This is a genomic window from Rhodoferax sp. U2-2l (assembly GCF_020594515.1).
Lineage (GTDB): Bacteria > Pseudomonadota > Gammaproteobacteria > Burkholderiales > Burkholderiaceae_C > Rhodoferax.
This window is the reverse complement of sequence record NZ_JAJCTH010000012.1, coordinates 127,880-151,129: the sequence shown is the minus strand read 5'-3', so window position 1 is coordinate 151,129 and position 23,250 is coordinate 127,880. Positions and strand designations below refer to the sequence as shown.

The following is a 23,250-nucleotide window of genomic DNA, read 5'->3' as shown; positions in this document are numbered from 1 at the left end:
ACACGGAACGACCGCATTTATCGCTGAAAATGCAAACGCCCGATGTGGTGCATCGGGCGTCTATCGCCGGTTAACCCCGGCACTTTTCAACCGTTCTGAGTGTCAACGCAATTCAGGACGGGTCAGTTTTTTGCAGCCAGTTACTGCAGGGAAAGCGCTGGCAGTGATGGCCAGAGCATCATCATTTGCTGAAGGGTGCCCCACCGAGTTTGGCACCGGCCTTGATGCCTTTTTTCTCGAACCAGCCCTGGTTCATCTCCAGCACATACCGCACCGGCTTTTGAGAACAATGTGAGTCGGTGCTCTGCGGCTTCATGTCGACCAGGTTGACGATGGTGCCATCGTCCGCCACAAACGCCGCAGTCAAAGGCAGCAAGGTGTTTTTCATCCAGAAACACTGCTCGGCCGGTGTGTCGAACACAAACAGCATGCCTTCACCGGGCGGCATGCTGGTGCGAAACATCAGCCCGGTGGCGCGCTGGGTGGCGGTGGTTGCCACCTGCGTGTCGATCAAATACATGCCCGCACTGAGCTTGGTGCGAGGCAAGTCCAGTTGCGGCGCGCCCTGCGCCAGCGCCATGCTGGCAGCCAGACTTAAAAAGATAGCGGAAAGTCGTTGTTTCATGCGTGTATTTTGATGCATTTGGTCCGCTTTGGCGCCAGGCATCGGGCCAGCAAGCACGGCGGATGACAGCTTGCAGTCAATTATTACGACTAGAATGAATTTTCGGGTTCAGCAGGGTTGCATGAGCCTTTTTTTCGATCCCCATAAGGAGACACAAATCCATGTACCAGCACATCAAGGTGCCCTCTGAAGGCCAAAAAATCACCGTCAACGCCGATTTTTCGTTGAACGTGCCCGATCAGCCGATCATTCCGTTCATCGAAGGTGATGGCACCGGTTTTGACATCACCCCGGTGATGATGAAGGTGGTTGACGCTGCGGTTGCCAAGGCCTACGGTGGTGCCAAGAAGATCCATTGGATGGAGGTTTACGCTGGCGAAAAGTCCACCAAGATTTACGGCCCGGATGTCTGGCTGCCTGAAGAAACTTTGGCTGCCTTGCGCGAATACGTGGTGTCCATCAAGGGACCGCTGACCACGCCCGTGGGCGGTGGCATTCGCTCGCTGAACGTGGCGCTGCGTCAGGAGTTGGATTTGTATGTCTGCCTGCGCCCGATCCAGTACTTTGACGGCGTGCCCAGCCCGGTCAAAGAGCCGCACAAGACCAACATGGTCATCTTCCGTGAAAACTCGGAAGACATCTACGCTGGTATCGAATTCGAAGCCGAATCCCCCAAGGCACAAAAGATCATCAAGTTCCTGCAAGAGGAAATGGGTGTCACCAAGATCCGTTTCCCCGCCACGTCAGGCATCGGCATCAAGCCGGTGTCGCGCGAAGGCACCGAGCGTCTGATGCGCAAGGCCATCCAGTACGCCATCGACAACGACAAGCCCAGCGTGACCATCGTGCACAAGGGCAACATCATGAAGTTCACCGAAGGTGGCTTCCGTGACTGGGCCTACGGCCTGGCACAGAAAGAATTTGGCGCGGTGCCGATCGACGGCGGCCCGTGGTGCGCGTTCAAGAACCCCAAGACCGGCAAGGAAATCACCGTCAAGGACAGCATTGCCGACGCCTTCCTGCAGCAGATTCTGTTGCGCCCGGCTGAATACAGCGTGATCGCCACCTTGAACCTGAATGGTGACTACGTGTCTGACGCCCTGGCCGCGCAAGTCGGTGGCATTGGCATTGCCCCTGGCGCCAACCTGTCGGACTCGGTGGCCTGTTTTGAGGCCACCCACGGCACGGCACCCAAGTACGCTGGCAAGGACTATGTGAACCCGGGTTCCGAAATCCTGTCCGCCGAAATGATGCTGCGCCACATGGGCTGGGTTGAGGCTGCTGACGCCATCATCAAGTCGATGGAGCGCTCGATCAAGAGCAAAAAAGTCACCTATGACTTCGCCCGCCTGATGGACGGCGCCACCCAAGTGAGCTGCTCGGGCTTCGGCCAGGTCATGATTGACCACATGTGATAGCCGCCAAGGGCTGCTAAAGGCAGCTAAAGAATAAACCCCAAGTGATTGATTTGCTTGGGGTTTTTTAACATCTACAGCCAAGGAATGACAAGAATAGCCAAATTTTTTTGAGCCATAAAACGGGGGTGTGATTAAACTATGGCTCATCCCCCTTCACTTTTGGCTCAAATCATGGCTCATTCTCCACGTGCGGTGAACTACTCCCTGACCGACAAATCGATCCAGGCGGCCAAACCAAAAGACAAGCCTTACCCGTTAACGGACGGCGGAGGCCTTTTCGTTGAGGTGCTGCCCAGTGGCACAAAGGCCTGGCGTTACTCTTACGGTTTCAACGGCAAGCGGACCAAGGTCACCATTGGCACCTATCCAATGATCAGCATCAAAGCCGCCAGAAACGCACACGAAGGGCTGCGAGCGACCCTTGCAACCGGTGTTGACCCAGCCAGAAAAAAGCAGGTTGATCGCATCGAACGCAAGTCCGAGGTTGCCAAAACACAAAGCTTTGAGACTTTTACCCGTGTGTGGTTTGCTGAAAAGATGGCGCATGCCTCGGCGCGGACTCAAAAGCAAAATATTGGCTGGCTGGTCAATGATGTTTTCCCGCAGATTGGCGCCATACCCCTTGGTGAGGTTCATGCCTCTGATGTGCTGAAGTTGTTGGAGGGCATGCGCAACACACCCACCAAAGCTACCAACATTCAAGCCATTCTGGAACGGGTGTACCAGTATGCCGCCCAAAAATTGCTGGTGACCTACAACCCGGCCACCCCCATGAAGGGCCTGATTGCAAAACCAAAACCCACCAGTTACCGCCCGCTGTCGGTGGCTGAGCTTGGGCCATTTGTCGAAGCCGTGCGGACCTGCAACGCCCACCCTGGAACGCGCATTGCCGTTGAGTTTTTGCTGTTGACAGCGGTGCGCAAAGACAACGTGGCAAAAGCGCGCTGGGCACACTTCGATCTGGAGAAGCGCACTTGGACCATACCCGGGCGCACCGTCGGCGCCAATGGCTTCATGAAAATGCCTGAGCCACACACCGTCTACCTTTCAGACCAGGCGATGGTGCTCCTGGAAAAGGCCAAAGAATTGTCAGCATCATCAGAGTGGGTTTTTCCATCAGTGTTTTCCAAAAAAACACCGATGGCCGAATGTTCAATCAACCATCTGTTGTCGCGCCTGAAGGCTGGCGGAAGTTGCCCCGTGGACTTTGCGCCCCACGGCCTGCGGTCCACGTTCAGCACTTTGGCCAATGAGGGCGGCATTGTTCCCGACGTGGTGGAAACGGTCCTGGCGCATTCGGAGCGCAACGCAGTGCGCGCTGCATACAACCGGGCCAAATACGCCCCGCAGTGCAAGGAGGCGCTGCAGTGGTACGCGAACCGCATTGACCAGATCGTCAAGGGTGCGGACGTGATTCAACTCAAGGCGGCGTAGCCAGCATGAGGCAGGAAGCTATCAAGGCGGCTTTGGTTGCGCTGGTTGGCGTATACAAAGTCAGATATTCCGAGGCGCCATCCATGCCGGAGGATGACGTTTTGATTCGCTATTTTCTCCAGCAAATCGGAGGATCCCTCGGCGCCGAAACGTTGGGTCTGACGTTAGATGACATAGGGGGTGAATGTCAAATCAAGCCATCCCTGCTGATTGATTTGGTGAAAACGGCCCTTGATGAAGACGGGTTGAAAGATCGTTTGTCGCAATCAAAAAAAGAAGCCGATGAGGCATGGAAGCGGCTAGCCAGCGCGCGACGACTTCTCAAAAAGCGCCCCGCAAAAGGCACGCCCGAATACAGGTTGTACGGCACCGCCCACAAAAGGCACAGCGCAGCTCTGTATGAGCTCGGACTGATTGGTGAAGCCCACGGCGCTGAACGAGACGACCAAAAGCACAATGACGCAGCGGAGCGCTATTACGATCTGCGCACTGGGGGGTACACCCATCAAAACGGTGTGCTGGTCAAGATCGAGCCGCATGGCCACGATGCAGCCGTTGACATCGTGATGGATGAATTTGCACTGAACGACTGGGCTAGCCTGGAACGCGCCTGGCGAAAGAAGGGAATAGCGGTCTCATACGAAGCTGAAGTATTCCCGGTTAAGTAGTCACGGATGATCTGTTGCATAGGTCATCCATGACGTAAATTACACCAAGAATCACAGTTCACTCCTGTTGACGACAAGTTTCGTCAACGTCAAACAAGGAGTGACGAATGGCAATTCTCAGAAAACCCGAACTCAAAACCGAATTTGGTTGGCGTAGTGACGCCAGCGTTTCAAGCGCAGTCCGTGGTGGTCTGCTGACAAAACCTGTTCAGCTTGGACCCCGCTCTGTCGGATGGCCAGACTATGAGGTCAAAGCCATCAATACGGCCAGGATTGCAGGTAAATCAGACGATGATATTCGCGGCTTGGTAGGTCGCTTACATGCCAAGCGGGCCGAGTTGACCCTGGCCTGATTGGTGGAAAGCCAATGATCCACGATCTCCAAGTGCGCCCGCCGCGCCTGCCACGGCCAAACAACGGGTATGCCAAAAAGCCAGTTGACGCCGCCCTGAGCCGCTATTTCATCGTCTGTGGAACCGCTGCCGAACAGCCCTGCCACCAGCTCTCAACGGTCAGCCGCAACGGCACGTCCTTCCTCAAGAATGCCCATGGCCTGCTGGCGGTGGTGACGGCCCGGGGCCGGGTGTATTCCCACATTGGCGGGCTTCGGCTGGACCGCTGGCCACCAGACCGCCGGGCCTGAACATGAGAAGCCTCAAACGGTTTGAAAAAGCCCTGGCGCGCTACGTGGCGTCGCTGCAGAGCCCACCAACTGGCGCCCGTCGCACCCACCGCAAACGCCGAGCCCCGACATTCAATGGCCTGGCGGTGATCATCACGGTGCCGGGCTGCATCCTGTACCAATTTGACACCCGCCTGCCCAGTCGGCAGAGCACTCGGCGCCGGGCTAAATCATGAGCTTCAACCGCGACCACCTGCCGGACCCGGTGAGCTACTTTGAATCCGAGGGCCTGGTGTTGAAGGGCAAAGGCAAGTGGCGCACCACGTCGTGTGCTTTCCACGGTGGCAGCGATTCCATGCGCGTGCACCTGGAGCGTGGCGCCTTCATGTGCATGGCCTGTGCAGCCAAGGGCGGCGATGTGCTGGCCTATCACCAGGCCGCCCACGGCCTGGGCTTCATTGATGCCGCTAAGGCGCTGGGCGCATGGGTCGAAGACGGCACCCCCCACACCGGTAGCACCCGGCCCACACCCATTCCCGCCCGCCTGCTGCTGGAGTCCGTCGCGCAAGAACTCACTGTGGCCGCGCTGGTGGCGTCCGATATGGTGCGCCAGGCAAGCATCAGCGAAACCGACAAAGAACGATTGATCAAGGCTGCAGGGCGTATCCGTTACGTTGCAGACATTGCAAATGCCCACCGAGCTTGAACAGGCCGCCGCCATGATCGACGCGGCCATTGAATCCGCCAACCAGGCCCCACCCGGCACGTCGCCGGGTGATAAATCCAAACGGCGGCGCAAAGTGCAAACGCCTGCATCTGGCGGTACCGGATCAGCCCCGCCGCAGGATCCCGGCTTGGGCGCCATCGATGCGCTGAACCGGTACGCGGTGGTGTATGGCAGTGATGACATTTGGGACACCAAATTGATGATCCCGATGAAGCCCAACGCCCTACGTCTGGCCATTGGGCGCGGTCCCTACAAGGAATGGGAGACCAACCCCCTCAAGCGCGTGGTGCAGCCCAGCCAGATCGTCTTTGATCCGACCGGCAGCTGCAGCGCAGATTGCATCAACCTGTTTGGCGGTCTGGCCATGGCGCCCGTACCGGGTGATTGTGCTGACCTGCTGGCCCTGTTGATGCACCTGGTTGGCGAATCAGCCGACACCGATGTAGGGGTGGCCAGCGTGGCCGCGTTCGTGCTGGATTGGATGGCCTACCCCCTGCAGCACCCCGGCGCCAAGATGGCCAGCGCGCTGGTCTTTCATGGCCCGCAGGGCACCGGAAAGAACCTGTTTTTTGAAGCGTATGCGCGTATCTTTGGCGACTATGCGGCGGTGATAGGACAGTCCCAGTTGGAGAGCCGCTACAACGATTGGGCAAGCCGCAAGCTGTTCCTGATCGGTGACGAAGTGGTGGCCAGCAACGAGCTGACGCACCACAAAAACACCCTGAAGTCGTTGGTCACCGGTGAGACGATTCAGATCGAAGTCAAGTTTCAGGCGTTGCGCACCGAACGCAACCACGCCAACATCGTTTTCCTGAGCAACGATTCCAAGCCCCTGGCACTGGAAGCCGACGACCGGCGCCACCTGGTGGTCTACTGCCCGCCCAAACGCACCGACGACCTGTATGAGCGGGTGCGCACATCCATGGCCAATGGTGGTGTGGAAGCCCTGTATGCCTACCTGCTGCAGCGCGACCTGGGGGACTTTCGTTCACACACGCCCCCGGTCATGACCAAAGCCAAGCGCGACCTGATCGACCTGGGGTTGCGCCCGGCAGAACGCTTTGCCCGCGAATGGCTTAACCAGGAGTTGGACCTCCCCCTTCACCCGTGCAGCACCGCCCAGCTGTACAAAGCCTTTGGTCGCTGGTGCCGGGCCAATGGCGAGTGCCTGCCACCGAATCAGGCCTATTTCAGCGCCGCGGTGACCAAGTTCTCCAAGGGCAAGCTGACCAAGAAGACCGCTTCCCCATCCCCCCATGAATTGGGCGCACCGGTGGTGTTGTGGCTGCCTGTCAACACCGGGCCCCTCAATGGCGTGCGCTGGATTGACTTTGCCCGCGAGGCAGTGGCCGCGTTCGATCTGCCCCTGTCGAGGTTCGGAAACACCGGCATGGAGCTGCAGCCATGAATCCACTTACGAGCACTTACGCCCCCACTTACGAGGAAAACGCTTGTAAGTCCGCGTACTTATTAGTTTTTTTCACTTATGAGGAAATGTGTGTCCATGCGCGCAGGTGCGCGCGCACCCACCTGCATGGCTTCAAGGATGGTCATAAGTGGAATAAGTCCAATAAGTACGCGGACTTACGAGCGAAAGTGGGCGCCCAGCGGGTCATAAGTGGTGTAAGTGGCACACGGCCACCCCCCTGTCAAGGTACTTCCACAGCCGCTGCCTGCACGGGTGCGCAGACTCGCGAGAAAAAACTAGCGGCCAACTTTTCCGAACAGTAAGCACCGAGCAACTCACCATGACCAAACCACTCTCTCAGAACGCCATTGGCCGGGCCTTGGGCCTGTCATCGTCCACCATGGTCAAGATGCGCAAGGCGGGTTGCCCGATGGATTCGGTTGCGTCCGTCGAGGCCTGGCGCAAGGAACACCTGAACGTCGCCTGGTGCAAGCCGACTGTGCCGCAAGGAACCGCGCCCGTGGATGGCGCTGCGCAAACTGGGGGGGGCGGGGGCATGCCGCGTGGGCGCGTTGAGTCCTTCAACTCGGCACGCACCCGCGAAAAAATCGCTGAGGCCGACCGGGCCGAAATGGAAGCCGCCCGGCTGCGCGGCCTGTACCTGGTCAAAGCCGATTTCGAGCGCCACCTTTTCAATGCTGGTCGCATGCTGCGTGACACCCTGACCAACTGCGCACGGCGTATCGGGGCTGAGGTGGCGGGCCTGACTTCACCGGAAGACTGCGAACAGGTGATTGACCGCGAGCACCGCGCCGCCCTGGCCAGCTTCTCCCAGAACCTGCACCTATCCCTGAAGCTCGATATCGGGGCCGTGCAGGCGCCTGCAGCCAGCGAGGTCAAACCATGACCGACTACCCACTGAGCGCGCTGGCTGCCAGCTTGGCGCCGGACCCGGACCTGCCGGTCGATGTGTGGGCGGACACCTACCAGGTGATTCCCAAGGATTCCGGCGCGAACGAATACGGCAAATTCCGCACCAGCCGCACCCCGCATGCCCGCATGGTGATGCAGGCCCTCTCCGACCACCACCCGTGCAAGCGCGTTGTCTTGATGGGGGCCAGCCAGATGCTCAAAACGCAAACCGGCCTGAATTGGCTCATGGCCAGCATCCACCAAAGCCCGGCCAACTTCCTTTGGATCCTGCCCACCGGCAAACTGGCCAAACGTGCCAGCACGCGCATCGCCAAAAACATCGCCGCTGTGCCCGAAGTGGCTGAGCGGGTGGCGACTCCGCGCAGCCGCGACAGTGTGAATACGTTGGACACCAAGGAATACATTGGCGGCGCCCTGTTCATCGTCACCGCCGGGGCCGCTGCCAACCTGTCCGAGGTTCCCGCCAGGCGCGTGCTGTTTGACGAGGTAGACCGGGCTGAACTCAACGTCAACGGCGAAGGCGACCCGGTGGCTCTGGCGGAAGCCCGGCAAACCACGTTTGAGCGCAACCGCAAAAGCTACTTCCCCAGCAGCCCCACCATCCGGGATGAATCCATTGTGGAACGCCTCTACCTGCGCGGCACCCAGCGGCAGGCGCTGGCGGAATGCCTGCATTGTGGTGAGCTGCAGCCGCTGGAATTTGAGCGCCTGATCGCCACCGACGATGGCCAGGGCGCGCTGTACCCGTGCATGCACTGTGGCGGCATCCACACCGAGAGCGACAAGCCGCGCATGTTTGCCCGTGGTGCCTGGTCTGACGGTGTGGGTGGCGATGGTGAGACCGAATCATTCCAGATCAGCGGCATGTTCCTGCCTTACGGTTGGCTGCCCTGGGTGGCGCTGCTGCGCGAATACAAAAAAGCCAAGGACAAACTGGACGAAGGTTCCGAGGAGGCCATGATCGCCTTCTACAACACCCGCCTGGCGCGAAGCTGGGAGCGCCAGAAAGAGCAAACCAAAGCCGACGAACTGATGGCGCGTGCCGAACCCTACAAACTGGGTACAGCACCAGCGGGTGTGATGCGGCTGACCGCTGCTGTCGACACCCAAGCTGACCGCCTGGAGCTGCTGGTGGTGGGCTGGGGCCGTTGGCTTGAGGCCTGGGTCATCGATTACCAGATCGTGCGCGGTGACCCGTCCGACCCGCAAACCTGGGCGCGACTGGACGCCCTGCTGCAAACACGTTACCCGCATGCCTTTGGCCAGACCTTACCGATCGCGGCGGCGTTTGTCGACTCAGGCGGCAACGCCACCCAAGAGGTCTACAGCTACACCCGCACCAAGCGCCACCGGCATATTTTCAGCATCAAGGGTGCCAGCCGCCCTGGGCGCCCCATTCTGAGCAGCAAACCCAGCACGGTCGAAGTGCGCGCGAATGGTCGCAATGAGCGGCATGGTGCGCAGCTCTGGTTTGTTGGCACCGACACCGCCAAGGACTACCTGGCCAACCGCTGGCGCGTCAAAAGTGGCCCGGGCCAGATCCACTTCAGCCAGGATCTGTCGGAAGACTTTTTTCGCCAGATCACATCTGAATACCGCGTCACGGTATGGAAACATGGCCACCGCCTGAGCCGCTGGGACAAGAAACAGGCCGACCGCAATGAAGCTTTGGACCTGATGGTCTACAACTGCGCCGCTGCCCAGTATGCCGGGCTGCACAAACTCACCGATGCGCACTGGGACAAGATGGCCGCTGCACTCAATCCCGATCAGATCAGCCTGTTTGTCAACGAGGCGGCATCGGCACCAGTCACCACCATCGCCGTGTCAGACGATCTGGCTAAGCCCGATTACACGCCAGTAGCCGAACAGGCAGCACCGCCCCACATCAACCATGGTCGGGTCACCCTTGCGGGGCTGCGCAGGTTCAGCTGAGCATGACCAACACGATGGCCAGGCCCCAAAACCTAGACCCCGATCCCGACGTGATCAGCATCGTGTTGCGGGTGGTACGGACGCTGAGGCCTGACATCACCAGCCACGAAGCCGATCAGATCAAGCGTCAACTTCAGACCGAGTGTGGTGGCCGGCGGTTGTATTTCCCCAAGGGAGGCCAGCGGCTGACGCCTGAAAAGCGCGCCGCCGTTTACCAGGACGGTCTCAGCAGCATGGACAACCGCGAGATCGTGGCTAAACACCAAGTCAGTCGAGCCACCATCTACCGCCTGATGAAAGACGGCGGCGGCCGTTTTAGTTGATGCGCGCAGTGCCCCGAAACTTCTTCAAGTCGTCTCACTTTGCCCTATTTGAGACAAAGCATTTTTGAGACAGTAAGAGCGCCTTAACTCTTATAGGTCTTTTATGCATCAAAACCAACCACCTTGCAAGCCCTGCGATAGCCCGGTACGCAACCACATACCAGCACCGGCAGGGTCTCAATCGCACACCACAAATCAGCCCGACCAATTGATCCGGCAACCCTTGGTTTCCGAGTTGACAGGATTGGGCAGATCAACAATTTATGCACTGCCAGACTTTCCGAAAAAAATACAAATCGGCCGCAGGGCTGTTGGCTGGAAACGGTCAGAAGTCCTGGCTTGGCTCGAAAGCCGGGTAAATGCCTGAAGGTATCCAGACCCCAGTTCACACACTCAAAACCAACCCACGAAAGTAAAACAGGATGAACCCCTCCCTCAAAACCCTTCAAGCCGCCCACCTGAAATACGCTGGTGCGGTCGAATCACAGCAAAAGATACTGAGCGTGATCGCCAGTCAATCCTTGCCTGATGTGGATTCCACCCGCTTGGATGTCGCACGGTCAGCCTATGAATCTGCAGCGGCAGATATGGCCATCGGGCTTTCCAATGATGCTGGCCTGGCTGAAGCCACCAAGGCATTCAAAGTAGCCCAGCAGGACCACGAAAAGGCCGTTGCGGCACACCAGCATTCTCAAGCGGTTGTCAATGGCCTGCAGAGCAAACTGCAAGCTGCCAACGCTGCCATCGAGGCGGCCAAATCAGTTCTGACAGCGGCTGAGGGCGCCTACCTGACCCATGAAATTGAAGCTGCGGATACGGAATATCTGCGCCTGGCGCACGGTGTTCAAGAACAATGGCTGCGCATTGCCGCCTGCACAAAGCTACTTCTCGATCGGAAACTTTCCGCTCGCTTTGTTCCTAAAGACCCAGTGATGCTTACCGGGATTGGTCCGACCAGCTGCGCGTTCGTTCTTGAAACCAGACCCCACGAACCCACTGGAATCGGCCAACCACTGTTTGTCAACAGCAGTGCTGAAGCATTGAAAAGGGCAGAGATCAGAGCCCAGATGGAAGCGGATTCCAAAGCCAGCGGCCTGTTTTCAAAGGCCATGGCGGCCATCAAAAACTAACTCATAAATCAACACTGATTGAAAGATCGACGATATGAATGAACTCCAGAAAGAGGCCTTCAACGAAGGCACCCTCTTGATATCTGAAGGATTTGCCGGCAATCAAAGTATCGATCTGACTACCTTGCGTAGTTGGCTTGATGGTCTGGCCAATGGTCACGGAAAAATAGAAAAGAAGCGTGCCAAACACGACAGAGATGAAGACGACAACTTGGTCGGCACCACATCCACTGAGATAACCCATTCGGAATATTGCGGTTACAGGTTATCCGGTGCTTTTCGTGCCGTTGAGGCCTATCGTGCGGCTGCACAGAAATCCGGAGTCAATTTTTCCGGTGATCTGAAAGTTCAATTTAAATAACCGGATACACCATGAAAAACATCATCTCCATACTCCAATCCCCCTGGGCCATTGAGCCCTCGCGGCTGGTTGAAATCAACGCCATCTACAGCGCCCGGATGGGTGGTGCTGCCATCGATCTGGAGGCTATTGAAAAGCGCACTGGCAAGCCACTGAACAATGTGCCGCAAACCTATTCGATCACCGATGGTGTGGCCATCCTGCCTCTTGAGGGCGTCCTGGCCAAACGGATGAATCTGCTGGTGCAGGTCAGTGGCGGCACCAGCACGCAGCTGGCAGATAAGGCGCTGCAGACCGCTTTGGCTGACCCGGACGTGCACAGCATCATCCTGGCAATTGACAGCCCTGGCGGCACCGTCGACGGCACGGTGGTGCTGGCCAATGCGGTCTACAAGGCGCGTGAGTCGGGCAAGCCCATTGTGGCTTTGGCCAGTGGCACCATGTGCTCTGCAGCGTACTGGATCGGCAGTGCAGCCCAAGCGGTTTTTGTGAGTGATGGCACCACGTTGGTCGGCAGCATTGGGGTGGTCACCAGCCACACGGATGTCAGCGGCGCGGAAGAAAAAGCCGGTGTCAAGACTACCGAAATTGCAGCGGGCAAATACAAGCGCATTGCCAGTGGCTACGCGCCGTTGACCAAAGAAGGTCGCCAGACCCTTCAGGACAGCATCGATTACACCTACTCGCTGTTCGTTGACGATGTGGCAAAAAACCGGGGCGTTACCAGCCAAAGCGTGCTGCAACGCATGGCCGATGGGCGTGTCTTCATTGGCCAGCAGGCAATTGACGCGGGCCTGGTCGATGGCGAGATCGCCCTTGACGCCCTGGTGGCACGGCTTAACACGGACCGCAAGACCGGCAAAAGCTCACTAGCCATCAAAGCCCCTGAGCCCATGACCAGGCGCGAGCTGGATGCTGCTGCTAAGAAATATGTGGCAGCACACCCTGGCACCGATTACGTGGCCGCAGTGAAGCTGGTTCAGGCGGAGGCTTAAGCCATGGCGGACGCACAAAAAACCATCGATCTGATTTTCAACGGCGTGGACAAAACCGGCGCGGCCACGCTGGCGGCGCTGGACAACGCCCGAAAGTTCAGCGGTTCGGTCAAAGACATCACCCAGCCGGTGGCAGACTTCACGCTGGGCGCTACAAAACTGGAGGCAGGGCTGCTGGCGGCTGGTGTGGCCATCACCGTCTTTGCGGTCAACGAGGCCAGCAAATTCGAAGGCGCAATGCTCGATCTGCAAAAGGTCTTGAGTGAGACAGATGGCCCGATTGAGCAGTATGGCGACGCGGCCCGCGACATGGCAATGCAGTTCGGCGTGTCGTCTACCGAGGTGCTGCAGTCCGTCTCCAACTTCAAGCAAGCGGGGTTCACGGCCACCGAGGCCCTGACGTTGACCCGCAATGCGCTTGACCTGAAGATTGCGGGCGATGTCGAGGCGACCCGTGCATCCGAGTTGCTGGTGGCGTCACTCAAGGGTTTCAACCTGGAGGCGTCTGAAGGCACCCGCATCGTTGATTTGCTCAACGAAGTGTCCAACCGCTACGCCACGGACGTGAACGAGTTGGGCGAGGGGTTTGCCAGGCTGTCGCCAGTGGCCAAAGCGGCTGGTTTGAGCCTGGAGGAAACAGCCGGTATCTTGACGCCTGGCATTGAAGTGTTTCGCAGCGGTGCTGAAGTGGCAAACGCCATGCGCACCGTGTTGTTGCGGCTGCAAGATGACTCGAAACCCGTGCGTACTGCGCTGGCCGAGCTGGGCGTTACACAGTTCAATGTCAACGGTGAACTGCGCAGCTCCCGCGATATTTACTTTGACGTGGCCAAAGCATGGGGACCACTGACCGACGCACAAAAAACGTATTACGCCAGTCAGTTAGCGGGCTTGGATCAGTCGGCAAAGTTCATTGCCGTAATGGACGGCGTTAACAAGACGTTGGAAATCAGCGGAAAAGGTTTTCAGTACCTCGGCAGCGCAGCCAAAGAAGTGGAAATCAGGCTGGCGTCCACCGAGATACAGGTCAAGCGCATGGGTGTGGCGCTGACCAACATGTTCATCGACATTGGTACGCCGCTGCTGGACGAGGCTGGTGGCATTGCCGACGCCATTGCCGAGATTTTCAACGTCTTGGGTGACAGTGTCAAAAACGGCGGCATCAAAGACCTGGTGAGCTACGTTGAGACGCAAATGAAGGCGCTGCAGGCAGCCATGGAGCAAGTCGCCAAAAACCTGCCAGCGGCGCTGGCCAGTGCCAATTTCAGCGGGTTCATCGGTGGTGTGGATGCGGTGGTTGAGGCCGTCAAGTCCTTATTCGGCGGGCTGGACCTGGGTACGGTGGAGGGCCTCAAAACCGCCATTGAAACCGTGGGCGCGGCGTTCCTTGGCTTGAGCAAATACGTGGCGGGCACGATCGAGGCGTTCGAGCCGCTGTTCAATGCGCTGGTGGCGGTTGGGAAAAGTGCCAAAGACGCCGATATGGAATTTTTGGAAATCGCTGGCAATTTGGGCGGGCTGGTGACACAGCTCAACATCGCCCTGCCACTGTTTGACTTGCTGATTGGCATTTTGGCGGTCAAGAGCGGGCTTGGGCTGGTGAAGGAGCTGACTGGGCTGTCTACTTTGTTGCCTGTCGTGGCATCAGGCCTGAGTTTGCTGGCCAAGGGAAGCGCTGGTGCGGCGGCTGCGGGCTGGATTGGTTTTGAGGCAGGAGGGTGGATCAATGAAGGAATCACTGCCCTGATCACCAAGATCACCGGCAGCGAAAACACCCTGGGCACGTGGATCTACAACCTAACCCATGCCGACGAGGCCGCGCAGGGCATGGGCACCGCCAGCGCCAAGGCGGCCGATGGTGTGAACGAGCTTGGAAACGCCGCCAGCAGCGCCCAGGCAGACTTCAGAAAGTCTGAGATCGCGCTGCAAAACACAGCCGCAGCGGCAGACACGGCACAGCAGGCGTTCAGAAAAACTGAGATAGCCGCGCAGACCTCGGGCGACACCGCGCAGCAGTCGTTCCGGAAATCTGAAATTGCGGCGCAAGGCTTTGCCACCGCGCAAAAGGACGTGTCCAAATATGCCCTGGAGACGGTGCCCATTTATGACAAGCTCACCGGCGCCATCATCGGCTACGAGCAGCAGCTGGTGAAGTCGGCCAAGGGAACGATTGACCTGAGCAAAGCCAGCGAGAACGCCAACACGGTGTTCAAAACCAGCGCCGATGTGATGGACGCGTTGAGCAAGAAAACCAATCTCACCAACAAAGAGATGATCGACCTGGCCAAGCTCACCAAAGAGGCCGAGGTCAAGCTCACCGAGATTGCCTCCAATGAGCGCATCAAATACATCGAATCCAAGGTCAAGCTCGACATTGCCAACGTCGAGGCCAATGCCAAGATTGCCACCGCGCTGATCGAAGGCCTGAGCAACACCATCACCAGCACAGGCAACCTGCTGGGCGATTTGTACGGCAACGCCAAAGATTTCAACACCATGAGCTGGAGCCAGCAGCGGCTGATTGAGAGCGGCATCGACAAAGAGACCTCCATGCGCCAGGCCGCGTTTGAGCTGCAAAAAAAGCTGACCGAGGCCCAGATCGAGCAGATGAAAGCCCAAACCCAAGCTCTGAACAACGGCGAGGGCCTGATCAAGATCACCGGTGACGGGTTGGAGCCGCACCTGGAGGCCTTTATGTGGCAGATCCTGCAAAAAATCCAGACGCGCGTCAACAAAGACGGCCTTAAGATGCTGTTGGGGGCGTAATGATGGAACCACGTTTGCAACTGATCTTGGGTTTTGACCTGATGCGGGCGGCCATCGAGGGCGGCCACGATCTGGACGCGGCATGGGCTGAAGCCATGGACATATCCGCCTGCAGCGCCCAGCCTACGCCCCATGTTTATGGCGGTGCGCTGGCCTGCCTAATGTTTTGCGCCAGCGCACTGGAGGAAATTGGTCAACTGGCAGACGTTGACGTGCCTGGGCATTTTGAGCAGCCTTTGCCTTTTGGGCATGCAGCCCGCAAGGCCGCTGTGGACGCCGCCCTGGATGCCAATGATCACGCGGAAATCACGCGACTGGCCCAGGCGCTGATATTCGCCATAAAACCCGAGCGCCATCGCCTGCAACTTTGTGGCCGCTTTGAAAAATTCCGCAATCTTTGATCACACCGCCGACAGGTGCTGTCAACCACAAAAACATCATGAAAAAATACTCACCTGGCACGGCCACGCTGTGCTAGAGTTCTCCCCGGTGCTCGAAACACCATAGATACAGCGGTTGCAACTCCCACCGAAAGCGGGGTTTTTTCACGTCCAGAATTTTCAAGTTTCGGACGGGATGGCCAGAACGGTAACGTCTGGCGCACGGCTGTATCCGTGTTTCGAACATCCCGTCCACCTGTTGGCCGTCGAAAGTCAGCAGGTGGTTTTCAGACTCATACAGGAGCCGAAACCATGGCACACGCCACACCCACGGGCAAATCAGCCCAAACCACCCCCACGCTTTCAGACATAGAGAGTTACGCGCTCGCAAAGCAAATCCCTGACCTGGCCGGCCGTGGCTGCACGATCAGCACCGCTTACGGCGATATCTGCATTCCGGTTGGCAGGCTTTCCGCCCGCCTGGCGGAGCTGCTGCACCGTGAAATCAGCAAGGGCGGGGTGCTGCAATGAACCAAGCCACCATCCCCACCAGCGGCCTGCATCGTTACCAGTCCGCCAACAGCACGCCAGTGCGCGCCGTGATGCCGATCGCCGCCTACAACGCCTTGACCATCGAACTGCACCAGCACGCCCATAACGCGCTGGCCACCGCCGCCTGGCACATTGCCCGCGGTGACGCCCCGCAAGCCTTGACCCGGCTGCGCAGGGCACAAAGCCACATCCTGGCCAGCATGGAAGGCGGCAACCATCTTGATCAATCAACCACCACCCAAAAGACCTGAGCCATGAAAACTAAAACTCAAGAAGCCATCACTTCCGCCATGGGTGAGTTGCAAGACCTGATGCACATTGTTCAGGTGTGCGGCTTTGCCGCAGAAGCGCGCCGGGTGCTGACTGATATCAATGATGTTGCAGGCGTGGATGCTGAATTTGACGCAACCCTCATTAAGCGGATTGACGCCCGCAGCGAGTGGATGTGTCACGAAGACAGCCTGGGCGTCGCGTTGCGAGTGGTTGCGCGACAAATCAACGACATCCACAGCAAATTGGAGGCCGCATCATGACCACCAATGTGAACGGGGTTTGCGTCATGAAAGCCAAAAAATTTGAACAAACGCTGGGCCGCTACTTTGCTGTGTTGGGCGATGCACCGCGAACAAAGCTGCGCGGGAAAAAAGCTGCCAAAGGAAAGCGGTCCATGGTCTTTAAAAACAGGGCTGGTTTTGATGTGATCGTGACCCAGCCGGGTGCCGTCTTTTACCGCGTGGCGCTGGGACGAAAAGGCACCAAGGCGCTTCGGGGAGTCTGACATGGCCAGTTCAGCCAAAATAGTCACTCACCAGCGGTTTGACAGGCCGCAAGTCGTACAGCAGCCCCGTCGCGGTCGTTTGCCCAAGGCGGTTCCCAGTGTTTTGATTTATGGCCGTGACAAACGGGTGAGGGCGTTTGTTGAAAACGCCGCCCGAGCAAGGGCTGACGAACTTGAAAAGATGCTTGCTGAGGAGGAGCGCTTCGTTAATCACTTGCGATATGAATTGGCGCTGGCCTTGCAAAAAGTGAGAGCGGCATGACCGACAACCGGCAGCGTCACGACGCTGGGCGGGTGCCTTTTTATGTTTTGCCTCGTTCTTTTGATTTGAGCCATGGATTGAGCCATTTTGAAAACGCTAAGTCAGAAAAACGTTTTTATAACAATAGGTTACTCACAAGTTATAGATAATGATTGAATCTTTCCAGGACGTCGCAAGACGTCCCGCAAGGTTTCAAAAAAACCCCATCGCGTCAACTCGATGGGGTTTTTTGTTTCCGGGCGCGCCGCCAGGGTACCCAAGCGCACAGGGTCACGCTGCCAGGTGAGCTCTCGTACAATGGCGGCATGGCTTTCCTCCCAACCATCACTGCCCACGCAGCAATTTGCTGGCCCCTAGCGGCCGGTGACGCTGTGGCTGGTCGCCAGCTGATGGCGTCGGTGCGACTGCTCCAGCCGGTCGCACATTCCTAAGCCCGGCGATACCCCTTCCTCCTTTTTGCGCAATCCAACCATCGCCGGGCCAAAACCCAGCGCGATAGCGGGCCTCGTCTTTTTGTGGCGGGCCTGCTCCAGTTGGAGTGCACCATGCACAAGAAACTTGCTGGTGAGCGGCTGCTCACCGAGATCGATGCCGCACGTCTGAGCCATCTGCACGGCGTTCAACGTCCGCCCGAACTGATCGACCTGCGCGCGTCCCTGAAGCGGAACAAGCGCATTTATTGCTGAGGTCGCCATGGACCTCACCAAACATTTCATCAAGACCAAACAGCCTTGTGCTGATGGCTTTCGCTGGTTCCTGCGCCACCATCAGGCGGGGAGCAATTACCAGGACTTGCTGGACGCCCTGGTCAACGCCGACCGCGTGAACGACGCCCTCTGGCTGCTGGCGCAGTTCGGCCCGACCAACGAAACGCTGACGGTTGACCATCTGTCGGCCACCGCCGTCGTGTTTGCGGGCGCATTGCGCGTGCGCGGCAACATCGATGTTGACTCGGTGGTGCATGCCGGGCAGGGCATCGAGGTGGGCGGAAGCATTTTTGTCGGCGAAGCGCTGGTGTCGGGCGACGACATTCGTTGTGAAGGCGGTATTCGCTGCAACGGCAGGCTGGCGTCCGGTGGTCGCCTCAAGGCCGGTTGGGGCATCGAGACGGGCGCAGATCTGACCGTCAAGGAAGACCTGCGGGCCGCCTGGGATGTTCGGTGCGGCGGCAGCCTGCGCCTGAGCGGTCAGGCGTCGGTGGGCCGCGACTTGACCGTGCAAGGCGCCATTGCCTGCGACAAGGGTCTGGCAGTCGGAGGCAGTCTGGTGGCAGGTGACAGTATCCACGCCGTCGAAGGCATCTCGGTCGGCGCGGAAATCGATGGTGGGATGCACCTCGAGGCGGGTTGGGGCATCAAGGCGGGTACGGCCATCCGGGCACGCGGCGCGATCCGCTCAGGTGAGAGCCTCAGCGCGTTCGAGACAATTCGGGCGGGTTCAGGGTATGGCGTTTTTGCCGGCCTGAATGTGCAAATGGCGGTTTGGGAATCGAGTGCCCGGGTCTGCGCCAGCGACAAGCCCGAAGGTTTGATGAGCGGCTGGTGGGCGGGGGTTCGCGATGTTTGAGCCTTACCTGTTGGCCATGTTGTCATTGCCGTTGTTCGTTCACCACCACATGCTTGGGCGCAGGCTGCCGGCCAGGGCACCAGCTGCGCGTTCTTCTGCCCGCAGCCACATCATGGAATTGCGCGTGGATGTGCAGCTGGGGCCAGGCGAGGTGGATGATGAGTTGCAGTCGTTGCAGGCGCGCCTGCAGCGTACAGGACTGATCGACAGCGCCACCGAGATCCTCCAGAACCAATGCCCCGGTCTGATGTTTCGTCACCGGGAGGCCGATGGGGAGCACTACGTCTATGTGCTGGACGTGGCGCGCGGCTGTCTGGCCGGCTACACGGTCTTCAATCGCCTGATTGAAGTGAATCGCCGGGTGGACCGGTTCGTTCGTGCGCCCCATTCAAAGTATGCGCTCGACTATCAGCGACGTGGCATTGCCACCGCTGTGTACGAATGGGCGCTTGGTCAAGGGTTTTGCTTGATCAGCGGCGCCCGCCAGTCGCCGGGCGCCCACGCGTTGTGGCGATCCCTGGCGATGTCGCATCAGCTTGCGTACATCGAAGTTCGTGACAAAAACATCGCTTTTCTGGAGACGCCGATCGACGAGTTGACGCGCGACAGCCTGCAGACCCGCATGTTGCTGTTCGGAAAGGGTTGGGACATCGACCGATGGCAGCTGACCGTGGGGCAGGCCAGGGGATCGGGCGCCAGCGTCCCGGCAGCGCCAGGGCCGTCAGGCAGACGCCGCCAGGCATCCGCGTCCACATGAGGTGTGCGTCTGGCGGGTGCGGATGATCAAACGGTCTGGGGGCGCATCAGGTCCATCAGCAGGCCGTGACGCAGCCCCCCCAGCGCCTGCTCCAGCCGGCTGATACCCAGCAGTGCAAACGATGCCCGCAGCACACTCAAGCCGCCGCCAATGATGGCTTTGCGGTCCTCCCGCAGGCCCATCATGCTGAGTTGTCCGGCGCGGTGTGCGGCCAGCAGTTTGTCCAGCAGCCAGTCCAGTCCTGCCTGGCTGACATGACCCGCGGGCCACCCGGCAGCGGCCAACACATCCACCACGGCGTTCACCGTGCCGGCCGAGCCGTAGGCCACATCCCATTGATGGGGTGCACAAAACGCCAGGGCGGGTGCCAAGACGTCCTTGGCGGCTTGTTCGGCATGCGCGAAGGCGGTTGCGGTCAGGTCGCCTTCGGGGAAGTACCGCATCGACCAGGCGACACTTCCCACCGGGTAAGAGGCCATCTCTTCTGTACGGGTGCCGCGGCCCACAATCAATTCGGTGGAGCGCCCCCCAATGTCGATCACCAGGCGGCGTTCCGTCGAGTCGGGCAGGGCTTGCACTACGCCCTGGTAAATCAGGCGTGCTTCATCGTCGCCGGAAATGGTCTGGATCGGGAAGCCGAGCAGGGTGCTGGCGCGCGCCAGAAAATCATCCCGGTTGTTGGCTTCACGCAGGGTCTGGGTGGCCACGGCACTGACCGCTTGGGGCGCAAAGGCCTGCAGACGCTCACCAAATCGGCTCAGGCAGTCCCAGCCTTTGGTCATGGCCTCGGGCGTCAGTCGTGACTGCTGATCCAGCCCGTTGCCCAGGCGTACCGTTTCTTTGAGGTAGTCGGTGCGGCAAAACTGGCCCGAAGCAGCATGACCGATTTCAAGGCGAAAGCTGTTGGAGCCCAAATCCACTGCCGCCAGGCGCGTTCCATCTTGCATGTTGGTGATTGATGTTTTTGACGGTCGCCAGCATAGCATTCCAGACCGGCCCTGAATTGGGCAACGCGGTGGCCAAAAAGGCGGTTCGCGACGCACTACACCCGTCATGTGAAGGCCTGATGACAAACCGGGCTGATCCAGCCGCAGCGCAGCAAAAAAACGTGTGTTGTTGCATTGGGTCAAATGGACATGACTTTTCCGCTCAGGCGGTTGACGCGCTGGCTAACATGAGCCTGTTTTTATTGGCTGAAAGGTTGAAGTCACCATGACAAGGCACCTGGACAACCTGGAGCGACTGTTTCACAAGCTCTACCGCCGCTATGGCCCCGACGACGCTCTGTGCCAGCAGGTGCAAGCGGACTTTGAAGACAGCAAGCTGACCCATCCGACCGCTGCGGTGCCGCAGGATTGGTCGATTTCCTACCGCTGTCTGATCAAGGATCCGCAGAGCGACTTCATGCAACACACCCGCGGTTGAACGCCGTGACAGGGGGCTCTCTGGCCAGCCGCCAACGGGCGCTTGCCACGCAGCCACCCGGACGTCCGATCCCGCCGGGTCAAGAGAGTTTGAACCGGTCGCCTCGAGTGCTGGTGCGCCAACGGGCACGCTGCAAGGAGATCAGCTCCCGCACGCCCCACACCAGGCAGGCGGGAATGGCCAGCAGGCGAAAGAAGTTGGCTTTGATGGGCATGGTCTGGGTCTGTCTGAGAGAAGCTTGGCCACCAATTTAGCAAGGCCGGGTGAATTTTTTGTGACAGCGCCCAGCAGGACTGGGCGCACCTCGCTGTCATGCTTTTGACACGTCATGGTCGTAATCTGGCGCGCCATGCCGCCTTGCTTCCACCTTGATGCCCGTACACGCCTGTGACCGCGCCTGAACTGCCCGAGCTGGAGGCGCTGGAGCGCATCATTGAACTGGGCGCGGGCTGGCTGCAGGCGCGTGTGCTGTGCCGGGTGGGTTTGCCCGGCGGTGGCACGTATCCGGTGTACGTCATCACGCTGGGCAACCCCAGCCTGCAGGTGCCGGGCGTCGGTTATTTTGGTGGCGTGCATGGCCTGGAGCGTATCGGCGCCGAGGTGGTGATGACCCATCTGCACAGCCTGGTGATGCGCCTGCAGTGGGACAGCGCGCTGCACCGGCAGCTGGAAACGGTGCGGTTGGTGTTCATGCCTATCGTCAACCCGGGCGGCATGGCGTTGTGCACCCGGGCCAACCCCAACGGCGTGGACTTGATGCGCAACGCACCGGTGGCCGCGCAGGAGCCGGTGCCGTTTCTGGTGGGCGGGCAGCGCATCAGCGCGGGTTTGCCGTGGTACCGCGGCCCCCGCGACGGGGTGATGGAGCCAGAAAACCTGGCGGTCTGCGAGGTGGTGAGCACCGAGCTGCTGACGCGCGACTTCAGTGTCTCGGTGGATTGCCACTCCGGCTTTGGCGCGCGCGACCGGGTCTGGTTTCCGTTTGCGCACAAGCGTGCGCCCATGACCCACCTGGCCGAGATGCAGGCGCTCAAGCATATTTTTGTCCAGTCCAACCACCATCACCGCTACCTGATCGAGCCGCAGAGCCTGCAGTACCTGGCCCATGGGGACCTCTGGGACCACCTGTATTTGCAGTCCTGTGCGCAGCCGCAGCGGGTGTTTTTACCGCTGACGCTGGAGATGGGTTCCTGGCTGTGGGTCAAGAAAAATCCCAGGCAACTGTTCTCGCGCCACGGCATCTTCAACCCGCTGATCGAACACCGCCAACAGCGGGTGTTGCGCCAGCACCAGTGGTTGCTGGAGTTTTTGTCACGCGCAGCCTGTGGCCACCGCTTGTGGTTGCCCACCCCAGACAACCGGGCGCAGCACCACGCCCAAGCCTTGCAAGACTGGTACTGAACCCCATGCGCCGCTGGATTTTTTTGCGCGGACTGACCCGGGAAAGCCGCCATTGGGGCGACTTCGCGGCGCAGTTCGAGCAAGCTTTGGCGGGTGACCTGGTGGTGCCGCTGGACCTGGCGGGCAATGGCCGCCTGAACCAGCAGCGCAGCCCGCGCCAGGTGGCCGACATGGTGGCGGACTGCCGGGCGCAGCTGGCCCGGCGGCACATCGCACCGCCCTACCACGTGCTGGCGATGTCGCTGGGTGCGATGGTGTCGGTGGCCTGGGCGCAGGTCTATCCGCAGGAAGTCGCCGCGCAGGTGCTGATCAACACCAGCATGCGGCCGTTCAGCCCGTTTTACCAGCGGCTCCAACCGGCCAACTACGCCACGCTGCTGCGTGTGGCCCTGCCGGGCGCGGCGCCCGAAGCGATTGAGCGGGCCATTTTGCACATTACCAGCCAGCGCCGCGATGCTTCGGTGCTGCCCGGCTGGCTAGCGTTGCGCCGTGCCAACCCGGTGACTGGCCGCAATGCGTTGAACCAATTGCTGGCCGCCGCGCGATTTACTGCACCCAGGGCGCCACCCGTCACGCCCACCTTGTTGTTGGCCAGTGAACGTGACCAGCTGGTCAGCGCGCGGTGCTCGCAAGCTTTGGCTGCTGCGTGGCAATGTCCTTGGCAATTGCATCCTTGGGCCGGGCACGACCTGCCGCTGGATGATGGCCCTTGGGTCATGGCCCGCGTGCAGGCCTGGCTGTCACACGGCTGAAACGTCACTGACGCAAGATGGCAGGGTTTATC

The 23,250-nt window shown here is 59.4% G+C and carries 31 protein-coding genes and 1 pseudogene; 29 read left to right on the top strand and 3 right to left on the bottom strand.

Annotated features, from left to right (window positions below; translation table 11 throughout):
• Nucleotides 1-181: 181 nt before the first annotated feature.
• Complete coding sequence (locus LHU53_RS12475) at nt 182-625, bottom strand: DUF192 domain-containing protein (protein ID WP_227332980.1); 444 nt, start codon at nt 623-625, stop codon at nt 182-184.
• 161 nt (nt 626-786) lie between these two features.
• On the opposite strand from LHU53_RS12475, the gene icd reads away from it, so the two are divergent.
• The 26 genes and pseudogenes from icd to LHU53_RS12345 all read left to right on the top strand — a co-directional run bounded on the left by icd (nt 787) and on the right by LHU53_RS12345 (nt 19,640).
• On the top strand, nt 787-2,040 hold the full coding sequence (gene icd, locus LHU53_RS12470) for an NADP-dependent isocitrate dehydrogenase (RefSeq protein WP_227332979.1): 1,254 nt from the start codon (nt 787-789) through the stop codon (nt 2,038-2,040).
• Nucleotides 2,041-2,181: 141 nt separating this feature from the next.
• A pseudogene (locus LHU53_RS19880) lies at nt 2,182-2,439 on the top strand (Arm DNA-binding domain-containing protein); the annotation flags it as partial.
• Between the two features lie 270 nt (nt 2,440-2,709).
• Nucleotides 2,710-3,477 carry a site-specific integrase gene (locus LHU53_RS12460; protein ID WP_227332985.1) on the top strand — a complete coding sequence of 256 codons (768 nt, stop codon included), beginning with the start codon at nt 2,710-2,712 and terminating at the stop codon, nt 3,475-3,477.
• Nucleotides 3,478-3,482: 5 nt separating this feature from the next.
• Entirely contained in the window at nt 3,483-4,145 is a 663-nt protein-coding gene (locus tag LHU53_RS12455) for a hypothetical protein (RefSeq protein ID WP_227332978.1), read from the top strand.
• A 107-nt stretch (nt 4,146-4,252) separates the two neighbouring features.
• Entirely contained in the window at nt 4,253-4,498 is a 246-nt protein-coding gene (locus tag LHU53_RS12450; RefSeq protein WP_227332977.1) for an AlpA family transcriptional regulator, read from the top strand.
• Nucleotides 4,499-4,512: 14 nt separating this feature from the next.
• On the top strand, nt 4,513-4,788 hold the full coding sequence (locus LHU53_RS12445) for a hypothetical protein (RefSeq protein ID WP_227332976.1): 276 nt from the start codon (nt 4,513-4,515) through the stop codon (nt 4,786-4,788).
• Nucleotides 4,789-4,790: 2 nt separating this feature from the next.
• On the top strand, nt 4,791-5,003 hold the full coding sequence (locus LHU53_RS12440; protein WP_227332975.1) for a hypothetical protein: 213 nt from the start codon (nt 4,791-4,793) through the stop codon (nt 5,001-5,003).
• A complete protein-coding gene (locus tag LHU53_RS12435; RefSeq protein ID WP_227332974.1) occupies nt 5,000-5,473 on the top strand; it encodes a CHC2 zinc finger domain-containing protein in 474 nt (157 codons plus the stop codon). The genes LHU53_RS12440 and LHU53_RS12435 overlap by 4 nt, the downstream gene beginning before the upstream one ends.
• Nucleotides 5,457-6,902, top strand: a complete 1,446-nt coding sequence (locus tag LHU53_RS12430; protein ID WP_227332973.1) for a DUF5906 domain-containing protein — start codon at nt 5,457-5,459, stop codon at nt 6,900-6,902. The genes LHU53_RS12435 and LHU53_RS12430 overlap by 17 nt, the downstream gene beginning before the upstream one ends.
• Before the next feature lie 340 nt (nt 6,903-7,242).
• The gene (locus LHU53_RS12425; protein ID WP_227332972.1) at nt 7,243-7,809 is read left to right on the top strand and encodes a hypothetical protein; all 567 of its coding nucleotides are present in this window, start codon (nt 7,243-7,245) and stop codon (nt 7,807-7,809) included.
• Entirely contained in the window at nt 7,806-9,770 is a 1,965-nt protein-coding gene (locus LHU53_RS12420; protein WP_227332971.1) for a phage terminase large subunit family protein, read from the top strand. Before LHU53_RS12425 ends, LHU53_RS12420 begins: the two co-directional genes overlap by 4 nt.
• Nucleotides 9,771-9,772: 2 nt before the next feature.
• Nucleotides 9,773-10,093 carry a Mor transcription activator family protein gene (locus LHU53_RS12415; RefSeq protein WP_227332970.1) on the top strand — a complete coding sequence of 107 codons (321 nt, stop codon included), beginning with the start codon at nt 9,773-9,775 and terminating at the stop codon, nt 10,091-10,093.
• A gap of 103 nt (nt 10,094-10,196) precedes the next feature.
• Nucleotides 10,197-10,460, top strand: coding sequence for an AlpA family transcriptional regulator (locus tag LHU53_RS12410; RefSeq protein ID WP_227332969.1), 264 nt, complete (start codon nt 10,197-10,199; stop codon nt 10,458-10,460).
• 55 nt (nt 10,461-10,515) lie between these two features.
• Nucleotides 10,516-11,223: a hypothetical protein gene (locus tag LHU53_RS12405; RefSeq protein ID WP_227332968.1), complete on the top strand. Its 708-nt coding sequence runs from the start codon at nt 10,516-10,518 to the stop codon at nt 11,221-11,223.
• A gap of 34 nt (nt 11,224-11,257) precedes the next feature.
• Nucleotides 11,258-11,584: a hypothetical protein gene (locus LHU53_RS12400; protein WP_227332967.1), complete on the top strand. Its 327-nt coding sequence runs from the start codon at nt 11,258-11,260 to the stop codon at nt 11,582-11,584.
• 11 nt (nt 11,585-11,595) lie between these two features.
• Nucleotides 11,596-12,579 carry a signal peptide peptidase SppA gene (gene sppA / locus LHU53_RS12395; protein ID WP_227332966.1) on the top strand — a complete coding sequence of 328 codons (984 nt, stop codon included), beginning with the start codon at nt 11,596-11,598 and terminating at the stop codon, nt 12,577-12,579.
• 3 nt (nt 12,580-12,582) lie between these two features.
• Nucleotides 12,583-15,345 (top strand): phage tail tape measure protein, encoded by a 2,763-nt coding sequence (locus tag LHU53_RS12390; RefSeq protein ID WP_227332965.1) that lies wholly within the window; start codon nt 12,583-12,585, stop codon nt 15,343-15,345.
• Nucleotides 15,346-15,359: 14 nt separating this feature from the next.
• On the top strand, nt 15,360-15,746 hold the full coding sequence (locus tag LHU53_RS12385; RefSeq protein WP_227332964.1) for a hypothetical protein: 387 nt from the start codon (nt 15,360-15,362) through the stop codon (nt 15,744-15,746).
• Nucleotides 15,747-16,037: 291 nt separating this feature from the next.
• Nucleotides 16,038-16,256 (top strand): hypothetical protein, encoded by a 219-nt coding sequence (locus LHU53_RS12380; protein WP_227332963.1) that lies wholly within the window; start codon nt 16,038-16,040, stop codon nt 16,254-16,256.
• The gene (locus tag LHU53_RS12375; RefSeq protein ID WP_227332962.1) at nt 16,253-16,528 is read left to right on the top strand and encodes a hypothetical protein; all 276 of its coding nucleotides are present in this window, start codon (nt 16,253-16,255) and stop codon (nt 16,526-16,528) included. Before LHU53_RS12380 ends, LHU53_RS12375 begins: the two co-directional genes overlap by 4 nt.
• Nucleotides 16,529-16,531: 3 nt before the next feature.
• On the top strand, nt 16,532-16,810 hold the full coding sequence (locus LHU53_RS12370) for a hypothetical protein (RefSeq protein WP_227332961.1): 279 nt from the start codon (nt 16,532-16,534) through the stop codon (nt 16,808-16,810).
• Nucleotides 16,807-17,055, top strand: coding sequence for a hypothetical protein (locus tag LHU53_RS12365; RefSeq protein ID WP_227332960.1), 249 nt, complete (start codon nt 16,807-16,809; stop codon nt 17,053-17,055). The genes LHU53_RS12370 and LHU53_RS12365 overlap by 4 nt, the downstream gene beginning before the upstream one ends.
• Before the next feature lies 1 nt (nt 17,056).
• Nucleotides 17,057-17,317, top strand: a complete 261-nt coding sequence (locus LHU53_RS12360) for a hypothetical protein (RefSeq protein ID WP_227332959.1) — start codon at nt 17,057-17,059, stop codon at nt 17,315-17,317.
• A gap of 545 nt (nt 17,318-17,862) precedes the next feature.
• On the top strand, nt 17,863-18,003 hold the full coding sequence (locus LHU53_RS12355; RefSeq protein ID WP_227332958.1) for a hypothetical protein: 141 nt from the start codon (nt 17,863-17,865) through the stop codon (nt 18,001-18,003).
• Between the two features lie 7 nt (nt 18,004-18,010).
• A complete protein-coding gene (locus LHU53_RS12350; RefSeq protein ID WP_227332957.1) occupies nt 18,011-18,883 on the top strand; it encodes a FapA family protein in 873 nt (290 codons plus the stop codon).
• 112 nt (nt 18,884-18,995) lie between these two features.
• The gene (locus LHU53_RS12345; RefSeq protein WP_227332956.1) at nt 18,996-19,640 is read left to right on the top strand and encodes an N-acetyltransferase; all 645 of its coding nucleotides are present in this window, start codon (nt 18,996-18,998) and stop codon (nt 19,638-19,640) included.
• 26 nt (nt 19,641-19,666) lie between these two features.
• Here the strand turns inward: LHU53_RS12345 and LHU53_RS12340 are convergent, their stop codons facing one another.
• Nucleotides 19,667-20,587 (bottom strand): hypothetical protein, encoded by a 921-nt coding sequence (locus LHU53_RS12340; protein WP_370632287.1) that lies wholly within the window; start codon nt 20,585-20,587, stop codon nt 19,667-19,669.
• A gap of 265 nt (nt 20,588-20,852) precedes the next feature.
• Between LHU53_RS12340 and LHU53_RS12335 the strand changes: the two genes are divergently transcribed.
• Nucleotides 20,853-21,065 (top strand): hypothetical protein, encoded by a 213-nt coding sequence (locus LHU53_RS12335; protein ID WP_227332955.1) that lies wholly within the window; start codon nt 20,853-20,855, stop codon nt 21,063-21,065.
• Between the two features lie 79 nt (nt 21,066-21,144).
• On the opposite strand, the gene LHU53_RS19715 is transcribed toward LHU53_RS12335, so the two are convergent.
• Complete coding sequence (locus tag LHU53_RS19715; RefSeq protein ID WP_255632009.1) at nt 21,145-21,279, bottom strand: hypothetical protein; 135 nt, start codon at nt 21,277-21,279, stop codon at nt 21,145-21,147.
• 173 nt (nt 21,280-21,452) lie between these two features.
• Between LHU53_RS19715 and LHU53_RS12330 the strand changes: the two genes are divergently transcribed.
• Nucleotides 21,453-22,466 (top strand): M14 family zinc carboxypeptidase, encoded by a 1,014-nt coding sequence (locus LHU53_RS12330; protein ID WP_227332954.1) that lies wholly within the window; start codon nt 21,453-21,455, stop codon nt 22,464-22,466.
• A gap of 5 nt (nt 22,467-22,471) precedes the next feature.
• Entirely contained in the window at nt 22,472-23,218 is a 747-nt protein-coding gene (locus LHU53_RS12325; protein ID WP_227332953.1) for an alpha/beta fold hydrolase, read from the top strand.
• Nucleotides 23,219-23,250: the final 32 nt, after the last annotated feature.

Coding starts and splice junctions, on each gene's coding strand:
- LHU53_RS12475 (WP_227332980.1), bottom strand. CDS start 625: ATGAAACAACGACTTTCCGCTATCTTTTTAAGTCTGGCTGCCAGCATG.
- icd (WP_227332979.1), top strand. CDS start 787: ATGTACCAGCACATCAAGGTGCCCTCTGAAGGCCAAAAAATCACCGTC.
- LHU53_RS12460 (WP_227332985.1), top strand. CDS start 2,710: ATGCGCAACACACCCACCAAAGCTACCAACATTCAAGCCATTCTGGAA.
- LHU53_RS12455 (WP_227332978.1), top strand. CDS start 3,483: ATGAGGCAGGAAGCTATCAAGGCGGCTTTGGTTGCGCTGGTTGGCGTA.
- LHU53_RS12450 (WP_227332977.1), top strand. CDS start 4,253: ATGGCAATTCTCAGAAAACCCGAACTCAAAACCGAATTTGGTTGGCGT.
- LHU53_RS12445 (WP_227332976.1), top strand. CDS start 4,513: ATGATCCACGATCTCCAAGTGCGCCCGCCGCGCCTGCCACGGCCAAAC.
- LHU53_RS12440 (WP_227332975.1), top strand. CDS start 4,791: ATGAGAAGCCTCAAACGGTTTGAAAAAGCCCTGGCGCGCTACGTGGCG.
- LHU53_RS12435 (WP_227332974.1), top strand. CDS start 5,000: ATGAGCTTCAACCGCGACCACCTGCCGGACCCGGTGAGCTACTTTGAA.
- LHU53_RS12430 (WP_227332973.1), top strand. CDS start 5,457: ATGCCCACCGAGCTTGAACAGGCCGCCGCCATGATCGACGCGGCCATT.
- LHU53_RS12425 (WP_227332972.1), top strand. CDS start 7,243: ATGACCAAACCACTCTCTCAGAACGCCATTGGCCGGGCCTTGGGCCTG.
- LHU53_RS12420 (WP_227332971.1), top strand. CDS start 7,806: ATGACCGACTACCCACTGAGCGCGCTGGCTGCCAGCTTGGCGCCGGAC.
- LHU53_RS12415 (WP_227332970.1), top strand. CDS start 9,773: ATGACCAACACGATGGCCAGGCCCCAAAACCTAGACCCCGATCCCGAC.
- LHU53_RS12410 (WP_227332969.1), top strand. CDS start 10,197: ATGCATCAAAACCAACCACCTTGCAAGCCCTGCGATAGCCCGGTACGC.
- LHU53_RS12405 (WP_227332968.1), top strand. CDS start 10,516: ATGAACCCCTCCCTCAAAACCCTTCAAGCCGCCCACCTGAAATACGCT.
- LHU53_RS12400 (WP_227332967.1), top strand. CDS start 11,258: ATGAATGAACTCCAGAAAGAGGCCTTCAACGAAGGCACCCTCTTGATA.
- sppA (WP_227332966.1), top strand. CDS start 11,596: ATGAAAAACATCATCTCCATACTCCAATCCCCCTGGGCCATTGAGCCC.
- LHU53_RS12390 (WP_227332965.1), top strand. CDS start 12,583: ATGGCGGACGCACAAAAAACCATCGATCTGATTTTCAACGGCGTGGAC.
- LHU53_RS12380 (WP_227332963.1), top strand. CDS start 16,038: ATGGCACACGCCACACCCACGGGCAAATCAGCCCAAACCACCCCCACG.
- LHU53_RS12375 (WP_227332962.1), top strand. CDS start 16,253: ATGAACCAAGCCACCATCCCCACCAGCGGCCTGCATCGTTACCAGTCC.
- LHU53_RS12370 (WP_227332961.1), top strand. CDS start 16,532: ATGAAAACTAAAACTCAAGAAGCCATCACTTCCGCCATGGGTGAGTTG.
- LHU53_RS12365 (WP_227332960.1), top strand. CDS start 16,807: ATGACCACCAATGTGAACGGGGTTTGCGTCATGAAAGCCAAAAAATTT.
- LHU53_RS12360 (WP_227332959.1), top strand. CDS start 17,057: ATGGCCAGTTCAGCCAAAATAGTCACTCACCAGCGGTTTGACAGGCCG.
- LHU53_RS12355 (WP_227332958.1), top strand. CDS start 17,863: ATGCACAAGAAACTTGCTGGTGAGCGGCTGCTCACCGAGATCGATGCC.
- LHU53_RS12350 (WP_227332957.1), top strand. CDS start 18,011: ATGGACCTCACCAAACATTTCATCAAGACCAAACAGCCTTGTGCTGAT.
- LHU53_RS12345 (WP_227332956.1), top strand. CDS start 18,996: ATGGAATTGCGCGTGGATGTGCAGCTGGGGCCAGGCGAGGTGGATGAT.
- LHU53_RS12340 (WP_370632287.1), bottom strand. CDS start 20,587: ATGCAAGATGGAACGCGCCTGGCGGCAGTGGATTTGGGCTCCAACAGC.
- LHU53_RS12335 (WP_227332955.1), top strand. CDS start 20,853: ATGACAAGGCACCTGGACAACCTGGAGCGACTGTTTCACAAGCTCTAC.
- LHU53_RS19715 (WP_255632009.1), bottom strand. CDS start 21,279: ATGCCCATCAAAGCCAACTTCTTTCGCCTGCTGGCCATTCCCGCCTGC.
- LHU53_RS12325 (WP_227332953.1), top strand. CDS start 22,472: ATGCGCCGCTGGATTTTTTTGCGCGGACTGACCCGGGAAAGCCGCCAT.